This is a genomic window from Kitasatospora sp. NPDC001159 (assembly GCF_053598235.1).
This window is the reverse complement of sequence record NZ_JBSFJV010000139.1, coordinates 1-14,452: the sequence shown is the minus strand read 5'-3', so window position 1 is coordinate 14,452 and position 14,452 is coordinate 1. Positions and strand designations below refer to the sequence as shown.

The following is a 14,452-nucleotide window of genomic DNA, read 5'->3' as shown; positions in this document are numbered from 1 at the left end:
GCGGGTTGGACCAGTCGAGCGTCTCGGTGGGCTCGACCGCCCAGCTCAGCCGGCGGGCCTGCTCGGCCCAGAAACCCAGACGGTCCTCGGAGGCCGCCCGCTCGTGGTCGGCGGTTGTGGCGTTGGCGGCCAGTGCGGCCGGCGGCTCGAGGCGCCGTTCCTCCCCGATGAGGTTCGCCAGGATCTCGCTACTCAAGACATGCTCCTTGGTATGTGCCTGTCCGGTCTCGGCCGGACACGGTTCAGCGTTGGCACCGCAGTCCCCGCAGGGGTGTCAGTGGGCTCCGGCGCCGGTGAGTGAACGGACCTCCAGCTCCGCGTACTTGGCCGGATCCACCGTCTCGCGTGACGCGAGGCTTCCGAGCCAGCCGAGCAGGAAGCCGATCGGGATGGAGACGAGGCCGGGGTTCTCCAGCGGGAACCAGTGGAAGTCGCAATGGGGCAGCAGGGACGCCGGTGTGCCCGAGACGACCGGGGAGAAGACCACCAGCACTACGGAGGAGAGAAGGCCGCCGTACATGCTGCACAGGGCGCCAGCGGTGCTGAACCGCTTCCAGAAGAGGCTGTACAGGATCGTCGGCAGGTTGGCGGAGGCCGCGATGGCGAAGGCCAGCGCCACCAGCGCCGCGGTGTTGAGCTTGTCCGCGAACATGCTCAGTACGACGGCCAGTGCGCCGATCCCGACGGCGGCGAGCCGTGCCACCCTGACCTCCTGCGCCTCACTCACCCTGCCCTTGCGCATGGCCTGGGCGAACAGGTCGTGAGCGAACGAGGCGGACGACGTGAGCGTGAGCCCGGCCACCACCGCGAGGATCGTGGCGAAGGCCACCGCCGAGATCAGCGCCAGCAGTGTGGCGCCCATGGTCGAACTAGGGCCGCCACCGAGCATCTCGGCCAGCATCGGAGCGGCAGTGGTGCCTGCCGGGTTGGCCGTCTTGATCGCCGTGTGGCCCACCAGCGCCGCGGCGCCGAAGCCCAGCGCGAGCGTCATCAGGTAGAAGACACCGATGATGCCGATCGCCCAGTTGACCGAGGTCCGCGCGGCCTTGGCGGTCCGCACCGTGTAGAAGCGGACCAGGATGTGCGGCAGGCCGGCGGTTCCGAGCACCAGCGCGACGCCGAGGCTGATGAAGTCCAGCCGGGTGGTGGAACTGGCACCGTACTTCAGTCCGGGTTCGAGGAACGCCTGCCCCTTGCCGCTGGCCTGGGCGGCCGCGCCCAGCAGGGCCGAGAGGTTCCAACCGAACCTGCTCATCACCAGAACGGTCAGCACGAGCGTTCCGGCCATCAGAAGACCGGCCTTGATGATCTGCACCCAGGTCGTGCCCTTCATGCCGCCGATGACGACGTAGAGGATCATCAGCACGCCCACGCCGAAGACGATCCACTTCTTGGCGGTGTCGCCGGAGACGCCGAGCAGCAGAGCCACCAGCGAGCCCGCGCCGACCATCTGGGCCAGGAGGTAGACGACGGAGACGACGATGGTCGAGATGCCCGCAGCGGTGCGCACCGGCCCCTGGCGCAGGCGGAAGGCCAGCACGTCGGCCATGGTGAAGCGCCCCGTGTTGCGCAGCGGTTCGGCCACCAGCACGAGTGCCAGGACCCATGCGACCAGGAATCCCACGGAGTACAGGAACCCGTCGTACCCGAAGAGGGCGATGGTGCCGGTGACTCCCAGGAACGAGGCGGCCGACATGTAGTCGCCGGAGATGGCGAGACCGTTCTGGAATCCCGAGAACGACCGCCCACCGGTGTAGAAGTCGGTGGTTCCCTTGCCCCGCCTGCCGGCCCAGAGCGTGACGCCCAGGGTGGCCGCCACCACCACGAGGAAGAGGCCGACGGTCAGCGAACGGTCCCCGTGGCTTCCGGCACCCGCCGCCAGCGCCGCCTGTCCGGAGCGAGCGATCACGCGGACACCCCCGTCGCCCGGCCGGGCCCGTGCGGCCCAGCCGCCAGCACCCGCTCGATGTCCTGCCGGACCTGCTCGGCGACGGGGTCGCGCCGCGTGCCGGCGTGGCGCGTGTACAGCCACGCGGTCATGAAGGTGGCGCCGAACTGCGCCAGACCGAGGAAGAACGCGACGTTCAGCCGGCCGACGACCCTGACGTCCATGAGGCCCGGCGCGTAGCTGGACAGCAGGACGTACAGCAGGTACAGGCTCAGGACCGCGATCGTCGCCAGGGTGGCGAACGTGCGCTGGGAACGCCGGAGCCGGCGGAAGGACGGGCTGCTTTGCGTCTCCGCGAAGACCGCGGACACCGTGTCCTGGGGGACCGCGCCTGTTCCGGCTCTGCCGGACTGGTCGGCCGGGGAGCCGCCGGTGGGAGAAGTGGGCCTGTTCATGAGTCTTTCCGTGGAGGGGCCGGCGCGGCCCGCCGGCGGTCGATCTGACCGGGAGGCAGGCGGGGCGCCGGACCGAGGTGGTGTCGAAGCGGCCTCCCCGGCCGGTGGGCGGGGCGGCGAAAGGCAGACGCGGGCCGGCTCGTAGCGCGGGACCTCACGTCTCACCGCGTCCACCGCACAACCCTGTCGCGCCGAATCTACGCGCGTTTCGGCCATCGGACATGACGGTGGGGACCGAAGAGTCAGCCGTGCGCCTACCGAAGGCGAAAGGCGGCGCGGGAGCCTCTTACCGAATACTTGCGCGCAAGTTACGCATGTAGCGAAGAATGCGGGTCGAGGCGGCCCGCGCCCTGCCGCGGACCCCGCCGGTTGCCGCTCCCGGCCGCACCTGCCGCCGGTTCCACAACGCGACCCCAGGCCCCGGGAGGCTGGGGCCGCCCGTAAGACAGCATGGTGTGACATGCCAGCCAACCCAGCCGTGACCGCTCTCCGCCGTGCTGGAACCGGTCTCGTACCGAGCGGACGCTACCGCGAGTCGAAAGCCCTCGAACGGCTGCTGGCCACTCCGGGAGACGGCTGCGTCTCCGTACTCGTCCAGGGCGGCTGGGGCAGCGGGAAGACCTCGGCGCTGCGGGCTGTCCTGGCCGGGGCCCGCGAGGAAGCGGCCACCTACGTCGTGTCCGCGTCGGCGGATCCGCTCGAATGCGATCTCCGCTACGCGACTGTCCGGCAGCTCTTCGAACGCCTGGTTGCGGACGGCACGGACTCGCCGTACGGCGGGCGGACTCCGGGCAGCGCCCTGTGTCCCGCTCCCTGGGAACCCCGGCCAAACGGCCCGTCGGACCTGATGGCCGGACAGGATGCGGCCGCACTCCGCGATCTTTACCGGCTGGCCGCACACCTCACTTCGCAGGGACGTCTGTTGGTGGCCGTCGACGACCTCCAGTGGTCGGACGCCGCCTCCCTTCACTGGCTGCGCTACCTGCTGCACCGGGCCCACGACCTGCCTCTGGTCGTCATCGCCGCTCTCGGCCCCGAGGACGCGCGCTCGAACTCGGCGGGCATCGCCGCCGTCGTTCCGCTGTTCCAGCACCGCCTGACGCTGGGAGGCCTCTCCCACGAAGCCGTCGGATCCCTGGCAGAGGAGGTACTGGGCGAGGCCCCGGAGCCGTCCTTCACCGCCGCCTGTCGGGACGCGACCGGCGGCAACCTCCTCTTCGTGGACGCCTTGCTGCGCGGCGCCCGGGCTTCCGGGCGCCCGGTCGGTGCGGACCTGGCGCCGCGGATCACCGATCTCGTTCCGGCCGATCTGGGCCCCGCCGTGCTCGCCCGGATCGAGGGCGTCGCTCCGCACACGACCGCGGCCGCGGAGGCGGTCGCGGTCCTCGGCGGCTCGCCGACCGTCGACCTCCTGGCCGCCGTCACCGGGTTGACGCAGCCGCAGATCGAGGACGCCGCACACATGCTGGTGCGCGCGGGCTGCCTGGCCAGGACGGACGAAGGCCTGTCCTTCCACCACGACGCCCTGGCGGCCGCCATTGCCTCCGCCGTGCTGCCGAGCAGGCGGATGGACCTCCATATCCGGGCAGCTCGGTTCCTGCTGTCCCAGGGCGCTGCGCTGGAACAGGTGGCCGGGCACCTCCTGCACAGCCCGTTGGGTGACCCGTGGGTACCGCAGGTACTGACCCGGGCAGCAGCGACCGCCGGTGAGCGCGGCGACACGGGAAAGGCGACGGCCTTCCTGAAGCGCGCCCTGCGGGAGGAACTTCCCGAGGAAGCGCGAGCGAGCCTGCTGACCTCTCTGGGCAGACTGGAACTCTCCTCCAGCGTTCCAGTGGCCGTCCGCAATCTCGAACGCAGCCTGGAACTGTCACGGGATCCGGCGGACAAGGCCGTCGCCGCGCGCGGGCTGGCCGGTGCGATGCTGGTACTGGACCGCTACCCGGACGCTGTGGAGGCATTGAGACGCACCGGCGAGGACCTCCGGGAGACCGACTCCGTCGACGCCATGTGCCTGGAGGTCGACCTCATCCACATCGTCCTGACCAACACAGTGCCGGCTCCGGCCGTGGTGCGGCGGCTGATGGAGCTGGACATCTCCGACGCGGCGGACGCCCGTGTACGGCGGCACCTGGCCGCCCTGCTGAGTCTGCGCGCGGTCATGGTCGGCCAGTCCCCGAAGGAGGTCGTGCACCTCGCACGGCTGGCGCTGAGCCAGGGCGCCGATCCGATGGCGGACGATTCCGTCGTCTACTACGACGCCGTGCTCTCCCTGCGGGCGGCCGGAGAGACGGAGCTGGCGTTGGAGTACACCGCCGCCGCCGCGTGCAAGGCGCGGGCTCGCGGTTCCGTTCTCGGACACGTCATGGCCATGGGCGTTCGCGCCTACACCCACTGCTGGACCGGCAGTCTGCGGGAGTGCCAGGACGACGCGATGTCGGCGCTGGAGGAACTCTCCGGGATCGGCATCGGACCGCGCCACAGCTTCAGCGTCTTCGCCATCGCCACGTTGACGGACTCGCTGGTCAAGCAGGAAAAGCACGAGGAAGCCGAGGAACTCCTGCGACGCGGCGACCTCTCCGGTGAGCTGAACGCCAACTGGGTCAACGACTACGTGCTGATGGTCCGCGGTCGGCTGCGCGTCGCCCAGGGGCGGTTGGAGGAGGGCCTTGCCGACTTCCTGCTGTGCGGCGAACGGACCTGCGGCCGAGGCCTTCACAGCCCGGCAGTCCACCCCTGGCGTTCCGAGGCGGCGCTGGTCCATGCGGCGTTGCGGCAGAGCGAGGCCGCCCGGTCGCTGGCCGAGGAGGAACTGACCCTCGCCCGTGTCTGGGGGGTTCCCGAGACGGTGGGGGTGGCCCTGCACGCCATGGGCACCGTGGTCGGGGGGCAGGAAGGACTCGACATGCTCCGCGAGGCCGTGGAACTCCTCGGCGGAGCACCCGCGCACCTGCGGTACGCACAGGCCCTGGCCGACTGCGGTGGCCTCACCCGCAAGGCCGGGCGGTTGGCCGAGGCACGTCCCCTTCTGCAGAAGGCCGTCAGTGTCGCGCACGAGTGCGGTGCGACCCCGCTGGCCGATCGGGCGCTCGCCGAACTGCGGGCTGTCGGCGACCGCCCGCGCGGCCGCTCGTTCCACGGGGTCGGCGCCCTGACGGCCACCGAACGCCGGGTCGCGAACCTGGCCGCCGAGGGCATGTCCAACCGTGAGATCGCCCGGCACCTCTTCGTCGGTCTGCGCACCGTGGAACTCCACCTCACCAATGTCTACGGCAAGCTCGCCATCGACGGCCGTGCGGGGCTGGCGCACGCGCTGTCGTCCTCCGAGAACAGTCGCAGCGAACGGACGTACGACGCCCCGGCCGACGGGAAAGTCCTCGGTCCCGACCGCAAGGTGTGCGCGCCGTCCAGCGCCTAGATTCATTGGTCTACACCATGCGCGATCGCGGGGGGAGACCCGGAGGGAGACCCATAGCACTGACCAAATCGGCCGTGATCGAAGCGGTTGACGAGAGCATTCGGCAGGCCGATCCGGGCGAGCGTCCCGTGGCGACGCTGGCCGTCGTCTGGGGAGAGGACCATCCGCTGCTCGACGCGCTGATCACCAGCCTCGACACGGCGGACACCCACTTCGTCACCCTCACTGACCGGGCCGTGCTGGTGCACAGGATCAGGGGGGCCTTCTTCCGCCAGCCGGGCCGACTGACGCTGGCCCTCGGCCTGGAGGAGGCCCGCTCCGGAATCAGCGATGTCCGACGAGGGGTGCAGTGGAGTTCCTTTCGGCTCCACCACCCAGGTGGGACCAAGCCCGTCCGTCTGAGCGTCCGCCGGATGTGGTTCCCGGAAATGGACCGCTTCCTCGCCGAACTGGCCGTCAAGGCGGCGCACCGATGACCGGTGAACCGCCGGCCGCCGGTCCGAGGGCCGGAAGGCACCGGGGCCCTCTCGGGCAGGAGCGGGGCCGCAGCACGCTGAGGCAACTACGAGCCCACCGCACGGTTCGCCGTCACTTCCCGCGAGCCGACGGGGCCGCCAGCCGGCTGGGACACTTGTCGGGTGCGGTCGAGGAGAGCTCGCGCCCGCTGCTCACCCGAGGCGTCCCCGAGTTCCGCGAGCGCGGCCCGCGCCCGCTCCGCGAACGGACCGGCCTGGTCCAGCCGACCGGCGCCGGCCAGCACGGAGGCGCAGGACAGCAGCGTGTGGGCACGCTGCGTCCGAAGCCCCCGCGCCTCGCACAGGTCGAGGGCCGCACGGTACTCCTCCAAGGCTTCGTCATGACGGCCGAGCGCCGACAGCGCCTCGCCCAGGGCACGATGGGCGACGGCAGTACCGGCGGGGCTCTCGGCCGCGCGGCAATTCGCGAGGGCATCCCGGGCGGCTTCCAGCGCCTCGTGGGGCTGGTCGAGTGCCAGGTGTGCCCGGACGAGACCGAACGAGCAGTGCGCAGCCATACCGAAGTCCTCGATCCGGTGGGACACGGCCTGGCTGCGGCGGAAGTGTGCGATCGCCTCGTCCAGGCCGCCGGGCCGCATCGCGGCCACCACTCCCATGACCTCCACCAGGCGGTGGGACAGCAGCTGCTGCTGCGGGCCCGGGGTTTCGCAGGCGCGCAGGGCCAGAGCGCGTGCCTCCTCGTGCCGTTCGGTGCGCGCGCAGGCGATGGCCGCCACGACACAGCAGAAGACGGCGGCGACGCTTTCACCGTGCCGCTCGGCGGCGTCCAGCAGCTTGCGGGCCCGTTCCTCCAGCACGCGCCACGGCAGGCACAGGTCGGTGTACGGCATGAGGAACACCAGGAGGCTCGCCAGGGTCCGGGTGTCCTCCGCGCCGACCGGCCGGTAGGGGTGGTCGACGATCTGGCCGACGACGGCGAGCATGGCCCCGAGCTCGTTGATCACCCACTCCTGCGCGTTGGACTCGTCCGAGAGAGCCGGACCGCCGGCCACGTCCTGCTGGTCGGCCGCGGCGGGCAGCCGGGTGTGCGGCCATTCCGCGCGCAGGGCGGCCGCCATCCCGGAAAGGTAGAAGCGGGCGGTCCGGCTCAGGGCCTCCTGCCGTACCTCCGGGGCATCGGTCTCCACTGTCCGGTGGCGGGCGAACAGCCGCAGGAGATCGTGGTAGCGGTAGTGCCCGGGGTCGCCCGGCTCCAGCAGCCCGGCATGGGCCAGGTCGTCCAGGACGGCCTCGGCCGCGCGCGGCTCACACCGCAGGACCGCCGCTGCGGCAGCCGACGAGACATCGCTCACCTCGGGAATCGCCAGCAACCGGAAGGCCCGCGCCTGGTCCGCGTCCAGGGCCGAGTAGCCGAGCTGGAAGACCTGCTCCACGGCCAGGCTCCCGGTCTCCAGCTCGGTGAGCCGCCGTCCGCGGTCGCCGAGCCGGGACGCCAGGTACGACAGGGACCAGCGCGGCCGAGCCGCCAAACGGGCGCCGACGATGCGGACGGCCAGCGGGAGCATGCCACACGCATGCACCAGGTCGGCCGCCGCCTCTGGCTCCCGACGGCACCGCTCGGCTCCCACCATCCGTTCCAGCAGGCTCCGGGCGTCCCGCTCACTGAGTGGTTCCAGCGCGGTGCGGCTGGTCGCGGGCAGGCAGATCAGCGGGGTACGGCTGGTGACCACAACGGCGCACCCGGGGGTGCCCGGCATCAGAGCGTTCACCTGCGTGGTGTCGGCCGCGTTGTCCAGCAGGAGGAGCAGGCCGCGATCGGCCAGCCACGAGCGGTACAGGGAGGTGCGCTCGCCGCGGTCACGTGGAATGCTCTCGGGCGCGACGCCCAGCGCCCGCAGGAACAGCTCCTGGACCTCGTACGGGTCCGCGGCCTCCCGACCGACCCCGCGCAGGTCGGCGTAGAGCTGGCCGTCGGGGAACCGATCACGCACAGCGTGCGCGGCGTGAACCGCCAGGGCGGTCTTGCCCACACCGCCCATGCCGTGGATCACGCAGACGGCGGGCGCGGTGCTCCGTCTTCGCGCGCCGCCGACGAGAGCGTCGCGCACTCTCGCCACCTCTTCCTGGCGGCCGGTGAAGTCGGGTGCGTCCGGAGGGAGTTGCGCCGGAGGGGCCCACGCCGGGCGCGCCGGTCCGCCGGATCCGGCCTGCTCGCCGACCCGTGGGGCCGCCCCCGACGGTACCGACAGTGTCGGATCGGCTTCGAGGATGCGCTGGTGCAGCCGGACCAGATCGGGTCCGGGATCGACTCCCAGTTCCTCGGCCAGAAGCCGCCTGGCCGTCGCGAACCCGGCCAGCGCCTCCCCCTGACGGCCACAGCGGTACAGCGCCACCATCTGCAGCGCACGCAGACCCTCGCGCAGCGGGTACTCGTCCACCAGCGCGGTCAGCTCGGTGACGGCCCGGGTGTGCCGACCGAGCCGGAGCTCCAGATCCAGCCGCGCCTCGGTCAGGACCAGCCGGTACTCCGAGAGGCGGTCGCGGTGCCGCTGTGCGTAGTCACCGGGGACTCCGGTCAGCGGTGTGCCGTCCCACAGACCCTCCGCCTGGGCCAGCAGGCGGGCGGCCGACTCCAGATCCCCCCGGCTTCCGGCCGCCTCCGCCTCGGATCCCAGCCTTTCGACCTCGGCGACGTCCAACGCCCGGTCCTCCAGCCTCAGTGCGTAACCCCCGGCCCGGGAGACCAGGACCTCCGGTGCGGAGGATCCGGTCTCCAGCGCGGCCCGCAGACGCGAGACGTGATTGCGCAGGGCAACGGGAGCGGTGGCCGGCGGATCCGCCCCCCAGACGTCCTGCACCAGCTCGTCCGAGGAGGCGACCCGGCCGCACCTCAGCGCCAGCGCCGCCAGAACGGCACGCTGCTGCGCCGGTCCGGTATCCAGTTCCCGCTCACCACGCCATGCCCGCAGAGGCCCGAGTACCGAGATCCGTAGCCCGCCCATGTTGCTGTTCCGCCGTTCCGATCCATGGTCTCGGCCGAGGATCCGCTGGTGGTCACCTGCCGGGCGGCCGAGCCCGAGCTGTCATTCTCCACCGCCACGGAACCACCTGGGCGGCCGGTCCACGCTTCGGGACGATCACGCTCGGCCCCGACCGTGCCACGCTCCCGGTCGCCGCGGTCGCCCACCGGCGTCCGAGTCCCGCCGATGGCGCCCGACACCTCCCCACCCGCCCTCTCCCCCGGCGGTGCGGCGGCGCCAACGGGGCGGTTCCCGAGCGGGCGACCACGACCAGCAAAGCGAACTGCCCACCAGCCAGCAAGCTGATGGACAGTCATGATCGATGGCCGGTAGGCGAGTCTGGCCTGCAGAGCTCCTGCGCTCGGTGACGGCGCGATCAGCGGCGGTGCTGTGGGCGAGCGCAGGCGGACCACGAATCACAGGAACCGCAGCGGGGAACGTCCTCCTCCGGGTCACGGTCCTGGTGGTGGCCGTCAGCGCCTATCCGGCAGACCTTGAGCGTCAGCACTCTGGTCCGCCGGCCAAGGGGCGCGAGGTCGCAGGAGCTCTCCTCTCTCAGGCCACCCCTCCCACGGCGGCCTCGACTGCACCGTCGCGCCCCCCGGCAGGGGCAGGTCGCTGCGCGGGGGGCAGCTCCGCCTTCCCGGTCTCCCGCATGGCCAGGTAGACGACCAGGGAAATCCCCGCGCAAGCAGAGACGTACCAGTAGAAGCCCGATTCCATCGAAGCGTTCTTGAACCAGAGCGCGACGTACTCGGCCGTCCCGCCGAACAGGGCGTTGGCCAGGGCGTACGGGAGCGCGACGCCCAGCGCGCGCACATAGGTGGGGAACAACTCCGCCTTCACCGCGGCGTTGATCGACGTGTAGCCGGTGACGATCACCAGCGCCGCCAACGACAGCAGCAGCGCGCCACCGAACGTGCGGGTGTGCGACAGCATCGTCATGAGCGGCACGGTTCCGAACAGCGATCCGATCCCGAAGGCGATCAGCAGCGGCCGCCTGCCCACCCGGTCCGACAGCGCCCCTGCCAGCGGCTGCAACAGCATGAACACGAACAGCGCGCAGAAGCTGACCAGCGACGCGTCGTTCTTGCTCAGTCCGGCGGTGTTCGACAGGTACTTCGTCAGGTAGGTGGTGTACGTGTAATACGCCACGGTGCCGCCGATGGTCAGGGCCATCACCAACGCGACCTCGCGCTTGTGCCGCAACAGCTCCCGCACGGTCCCACGTTCAGGACCTCCCGCACCGGATTCCTCGTCGGTGTACGCCTGCGTCTCGACCATGCTGCGCCGCAGCCACAGGACGACGGCGGCACCCACCGTGCCGACCAGGAAGGGAATCCGCCAACCGTAGGAGTGCAGTTCGGCGTTGGTCATGGTCCGCTGCAGAATGATCTGCAGGCCGAGACCGACCAGCTGTCCCAGCGTCATGGAGACGTACTGGAAGCTGGACGTGAAGCCCCGGCGATCCGAGTGTGACGCCTCCGTGAGATAGGTGGCGCTGGCAGCGTACTCTCCGCCGACGGACAGCCCCTGCAACAGCCGGGCGAGCAGCAGTACACCCGCGCCGACGTTGCCGGCCTGACGGTAGGTCGGGGCCACGGCGACGAGCAGCGCGCTGACCGACATCAGGGCCACGCTCAAGGTGAGCGCGGCCTTGCGGCCGCGTCGGTCGGCATACCGGCCGAGAAGCCATCCCCCGACGGGGCGCATGAAGAATCCGACGGCGAAGATGGCGGCGGTGTTCAGCAGTTGTGCCGTGGCGTTGCCGTGGGGGAAGAAGGCACCGGCGAAATAGGTGGCGAAGGTCGTGTAGACGAACCAGTCGTACCACTCGACGAGGTTGCCGACCGACCCGCCTATCACGGGCTTCCACGACATACGGGTTGCTCTCGCCTGCATGGCGTCGGGCATTGGGGAACTCCTGCACTTCCTTGCGACCAGGCCTCACCCGCGAATGGAGCGGACACCAGGGCCTGGGAGTCGATGAAACCGCGTCCTGACCAGCGCTCGCTGGGACATCCGGTCGAGAGGCCAGTCCACCAGCGAGGACCACTGAAACTCAAGCGCGCGCCCCCCGTCCGCTCAAACTTTTCGGTCCCAGGTGCGACGCTCTACGGTCCCTGCGGGAAGCTGCTTCTGCCGCACCGTGAGACTCCCTCCATCCGGCCCTCGTTCCGCCGACGCCGGACATCGGCGATCAACCGGTACGGATCGTCGGAGCCGAAGTCTTCGGTCCGCCGTGGCGCACCCTTCGGCATCGGCCGACAGGCACTCGGCCGCACGGCTGGCGGTCGGTCTCGTCGTGTCCGTAGCCCAGACCGGCCCACCCGTCCGCAACGGAAGCACGGTGCGGCGCGGCGCGCACCGAATGGAACGGCAGGCCGGACCGAAGCATTTCGTTCGTCGGTTGCCGGGTCTGGACCGGGTCCGCGCAGGTCTGATGTGATCGGTTCGCGAGCCCCGGGAGGTGTGCGCGGACACCGCCGTTCCGAGGGCTTTTCCGCACGCCTCGACCGGCCCGAGCCGTATCCGCCACCGGCGAGTGTCTGCGCTCTGAGACGAACCGGATTCAAGGAGAAGGAATGGCAACAACCTGCACGGCGTCCACCGTGTGGAAGGGCGCGCTGCAGGACGGCCGGGGACTGGCGTTCCTGCGCTCTTCCGGCGTGGCCGCCTACCCGGTCTCGCGGCGGGGCCGCGAGCAGGAGTCGAGCGGGGTGACCAGCCCCGAGGAGCTGATCGCGGCCGCGCACTCCTCCTGCTTCTGCATGACCCTCTCGCAGGCCCTCACCGAGGCGGGCACGCCACCGCTGTCCCTGACGGCGAGAGCCAACGTGACGTTCCATCCAGGCGTCGGGATCACCGGTGTCGCCTTGACGGTCAGCGGCACGGTGCCGGGCGTCTCAGTCGAATCGTTCACCGCCGCGGCCGAGGATGCCAAGCGCAACTGCCCAGTCAGCCAGGCGCTGGCCGCCGTCCCCATCACCCTGGTCGTGAACCTGCTCGCCTGATGCCGGCTCCAGCACACCAAGCCACCTGAAGGACGTGGGGCCGCCAGGCTCGTGCCGTCGTGGAGGGCAGCCCGGCGGCGGGGCTGCCCCAAGCCGGTTGCGATCTCGACGCCCAAGTCGGTGCACCGGTGACCCAGCCGGGATCCTCGCGCACCGAGGAGGGGTGGGCGGCCCACGGTCCAGACAGTCGCCCCTCGATCTGGCTTCACGACACTGCACAACCGGATCCTGATGGGATCCATGCACGTGGGGCTGGAGGAGGCGCCGAACGGCTTCGAGCGGTTGGCCGCTTTCTATGCCGACCGCGCCCGGGGCGGTGTCGGCCTGATCGTCACCGGCGGTGTCGCCCCCAACGAAGCCGGCCGTCCCTACCCTGGCGGGGCGATGCTGATCACAGCCGAGGAAGCCGTTCCCGGGGAACGCGCCGGTCCCGGCCAGGGCGATCCCTCTCGCGCGGCGCCGCCGCCTTCGGGATCCGTCGGGTCCCGTCCTCGCCCGCCGGGCCGAACCGGCCGCACGGTGTTCCTGCCGGGTCGGCTCGGCCCAGTCGTGGCGGTCAGGCGTTGGCCGCAACCGTGACCGGGACTCGGCGCCGGACCGCGGGTCCGAGCGCGAGGCGGCCCGGTCCGGTGACCGCGATAAGGAGGAAGACCCAGCAGAACATGGCGGCAGGCTCGCCGCCGTTCTGGATCGGCCACAGCGCGTGCTCCTGGTGGACGCTGAAGTAGGCGTACGCCATCGAGCCCGAGCACAACAGGGCGGCCGGGCGGACCGCCACCCCCAGCAGGACCAGGGCACCCGCGGCCAGCTGGATGACGGCCGCCCACCATGCGGGCCACTGCCCGACCGCCGGCGTCTTGCCGTGCGCCCCTCCGAGCACCCCGAAAAGAGTCGCAGCGCCGTGGCACGCGAACAGCAGGGAGACCACGATGCGGAACAGCCCCAGCACCACGGGCCGGGTGCGCTCGACGAGCGTTGAAAGATCTGCGGACACGACAACTCCTTGAGTGGGGTACGTGGAGATCAGCCCGGCTTTCCCGGATCGGGGTGCGGGCGAGCAACCGTCGCGAACGGGCTCTGCGGGGACTTCCGGCCGAACCTGACGCTCACGCATCAAGACTGACTCCACGTCATGTCCACGGCCAGATCCGCGAACCTCTCAACTTCCTCTGAGTCCTCCCGCCCCGGCCGGCACCGCAATACGCCCGGCGCCCGAGCACATGGAGCACGGCTGAGACTCCGGCCGTGGCTGGAAGTCCGAATCGGCCAGCCCGCGGTCCGCACTACTCTGCCGGGGCCCTGAGGAAACCTGGAAGCCCTCGACTTCGCCCCCGGGGAGCGGCTCCGCGCGACATCATCCCCGCGCTCGGGGAGCTGCTCCCCGGACAAACCGCGCTCGTAACTGAATCACCCCCGCCATCACCCCGAATCCTGAGGTCGCCTGCAGAGGAGCGTGCCCATGTAGCGCACGGCCTCGGAGGTCACCGGATCCGGCTGTCGCGGTCGTCCCCACCGGCGGCGCGGCCCGACCACCCTGGCCCGCGGAACCGCTGCCCGCCAACACCGCGCTGGTGCGCGCCGAGGCCGCCTGCCGGGAGACCGTCCGCGCGGCCGCCGCCCTCACCGCGGCCCGTAAGGCAGCCCGGCTCATGGCGGCGGAGACGGAGCGGACCGCCCGGCGAGTCCCCACCCTGCGCCGGCGGTGGATTCCCCGGTTGAGTGCCGAGCTGGCGGCCGTCGGCCAGGCCCTGGAGCAGGCCGAGCACGAGGAAGCGGTACGGCGGCGGTGGGCGGCCGGGCAGGACCGGCAGGGTGGCGGTCACTGAGCCAGGCCGCTGCGCCATCAGGGCCCACCGGCCTGCGGCCCGGGCCCGACTGGCCCTCCCTTCCCCACCCTGCGGCGGCCGACGATGAGGGTGGTCAGGGCTCCGCACAGAGCCGGTGACGGCGCCGGCCGGGGCCGACGAAGGAGTCTGTGATGAACGGCTTCGAAACCCGCCACCCGGTGATCGTGGGCGTCGACCGCTCCGAGGCGAGCCACTGGGCCGTGCGCTGGGCGGCGGACGAGGCGGCCGGGCGGCACCTACCGCTGCGGCTGCTGCACGCGCAGGAGTGGCCGACCGGCCGGGCCGAGGACGAGGCGGCCCGCGCCCGGGCGATCGGCCTACGGGCCGGCGGGGA

General features: G+C 71.3%; 11 protein-coding genes and 1 pseudogene. 6 read left to right on the top strand and 6 right to left on the bottom strand.

What is annotated here, in order from left to right; translation table 11 throughout:
* The 3 genes from ACWC9T_RS37575 to ACWC9T_RS37565 all read right to left on the bottom strand — a co-directional run.
* Window positions 1-196: acetyl-coenzyme A synthetase N-terminal domain-containing protein (locus ACWC9T_RS37575; RefSeq protein WP_449825533.1), on the bottom strand; the 196-nt coding region annotated here is incomplete at its 3' end.
* 78 nt (window positions 197-274) lie between these two features.
* Window positions 275-1,909: a solute symporter family protein gene (locus ACWC9T_RS37570; protein ID WP_449825532.1), complete on the bottom strand. Its 1,635-nt coding sequence runs from the start codon at window positions 1,907-1,909 to the stop codon at window positions 275-277.
* Window positions 1,906-2,343, bottom strand: coding sequence for a DUF485 domain-containing protein (locus ACWC9T_RS37565; RefSeq protein WP_449825531.1), 438 nt, complete (start codon window positions 2,341-2,343; stop codon window positions 1,906-1,908). Before ACWC9T_RS37565 ends, ACWC9T_RS37570 begins: the two co-directional genes overlap by 4 nt.
* A gap of 460 nt (window positions 2,344-2,803) precedes the next feature.
* Here ACWC9T_RS37565 and ACWC9T_RS37560 point away from each other — a divergent pair, with 460 nt between their 5' ends.
* Window positions 2,804-5,761: an AAA family ATPase gene (locus ACWC9T_RS37560; RefSeq protein WP_449825530.1), complete on the top strand. Its 2,958-nt coding sequence runs from the start codon at window positions 2,804-2,806 to the stop codon at window positions 5,759-5,761.
* A gap of 74 nt (window positions 5,762-5,835) precedes the next feature.
* Entirely contained in the window at window positions 5,836-6,237 is a 402-nt protein-coding gene (locus ACWC9T_RS37555; protein ID WP_449825529.1) for a hypothetical protein, read from the top strand.
* 86 nt (window positions 6,238-6,323) lie between these two features.
* Here the strand turns inward: ACWC9T_RS37555 and ACWC9T_RS37550 are convergent, their stop codons facing one another.
* Window positions 6,324-9,239, bottom strand: a complete 2,916-nt coding sequence (locus tag ACWC9T_RS37550) for a BTAD domain-containing putative transcriptional regulator (RefSeq protein WP_449825528.1) — start codon at window positions 9,237-9,239, stop codon at window positions 6,324-6,326.
* A 573-nt stretch (window positions 9,240-9,812) separates the two neighbouring features.
* Window positions 9,813-11,171, bottom strand: a complete 1,359-nt coding sequence (locus ACWC9T_RS37545; protein ID WP_449825527.1) for an MFS transporter — start codon at window positions 11,169-11,171, stop codon at window positions 9,813-9,815.
* A 671-nt stretch (window positions 11,172-11,842) separates the two neighbouring features.
* Between ACWC9T_RS37545 and ACWC9T_RS37540 the strand changes: the two genes are divergently transcribed.
* Window positions 11,843-12,271 carry an OsmC family peroxiredoxin gene (locus tag ACWC9T_RS37540; RefSeq protein ID WP_449825526.1) on the top strand — a complete coding sequence of 143 codons (429 nt, stop codon included), beginning with the start codon at window positions 11,843-11,845 and terminating at the stop codon, window positions 12,269-12,271.
* A gap of 213 nt (window positions 12,272-12,484) precedes the next feature.
* Window positions 12,485-12,679: pseudogene (locus ACWC9T_RS37535) on the top strand (oxidoreductase); the annotation flags it as partial.
* A 148-nt stretch (window positions 12,680-12,827) separates the two neighbouring features.
* Here the strand turns inward: ACWC9T_RS37535 and ACWC9T_RS37530 are convergent.
* Window positions 12,828-13,265: a DoxX family protein gene (locus tag ACWC9T_RS37530; RefSeq protein ID WP_449825525.1), complete on the bottom strand. Its 438-nt coding sequence runs from the start codon at window positions 13,263-13,265 to the stop codon at window positions 12,828-12,830.
* 577 nt (window positions 13,266-13,842) lie between these two features.
* Between ACWC9T_RS37530 and ACWC9T_RS37525 the strand changes: the two genes are divergently transcribed.
* Both ACWC9T_RS37525 and ACWC9T_RS37520 read left to right on the top strand, forming a co-directional pair.
* Complete coding sequence (locus tag ACWC9T_RS37525) at window positions 13,843-14,097, top strand: V-type ATP synthase subunit D (protein ID WP_449825524.1); 255 nt, start codon at window positions 13,843-13,845, stop codon at window positions 14,095-14,097.
* A 152-nt stretch (window positions 14,098-14,249) separates the two neighbouring features.
* Window positions 14,250-14,452: universal stress protein (locus ACWC9T_RS37520; protein ID WP_449825523.1), on the top strand; the 203-nt coding region annotated here is incomplete at its 3' end.

Bases quoted from the DNA above. Each gene is read 5' to 3' on its own strand.
- ACWC9T_RS37565 (WP_449825531.1), bottom strand. From the start codon at position 2,343: ATGAACAGGCCCACTTCTCCCACCGGCGGCTCCCCGGCCGACCAGTCC.
- ACWC9T_RS37560 (WP_449825530.1), top strand. From the start codon at position 2,804: ATGCCAGCCAACCCAGCCGTGACCGCTCTCCGCCGTGCTGGAACCGGT.
- ACWC9T_RS37550 (WP_449825528.1), bottom strand. From the start codon at position 9,239: ATGGGCGGGCTACGGATCTCGGTACTCGGGCCTCTGCGGGCATGGCGT.
- ACWC9T_RS37545 (WP_449825527.1), bottom strand. From the start codon at position 11,171: ATGCCCGACGCCATGCAGGCGAGAGCAACCCGTATGTCGTGGAAGCCC.
- ACWC9T_RS37540 (WP_449825526.1), top strand. From the start codon at position 11,843: ATGGCAACAACCTGCACGGCGTCCACCGTGTGGAAGGGCGCGCTGCAG.